This window comes from Polynucleobacter sp. 15G-AUS-farblos, from assembly GCF_018882445.1.
In the GTDB taxonomy this organism is placed as follows: Bacteria; Pseudomonadota; Gammaproteobacteria; order Burkholderiales; family Burkholderiaceae; genus Polynucleobacter.
The window spans coordinates 1-235 of record NZ_JACVOM010000038.1; the positions used below are offsets into that span (position 1 = coordinate 1).

Here is a 235-nt window from a genome sequence, read left to right on the forward strand (position 1 = left end):
TCTTAGCTACTTGGGCAGCAAATAAGCTGGGTAGGTTAAAAAGCGCAGGTGCTTGTAAATCCAGATCAACTACTGGACCAGCAGAACTGGCAATGAGCGCAGTACGTTCAGAAAGGGTAGTTAGTGGAATGGCTGCTAAAGGCGTCTTTGCTATTACTGGTAAGGCTTCGATTAATTGGCTTAAGCGTGCGAGTAAGTCAGCAGCTTGGGCATCATCAAGGCGAGCGCGATTGAA

1 protein-coding gene is annotated in these 235 nt (G+C 47.7%); it reads right to left on the minus strand.

Annotated features, from left to right (window positions below; translation table 11 throughout):
- Nucleotides 1-235, minus strand: a 235-nt coding sequence (locus ICN41_RS11315) for a hypothetical protein (RefSeq protein ID WP_216293032.1), incomplete at both ends; no start/stop codon positions are given.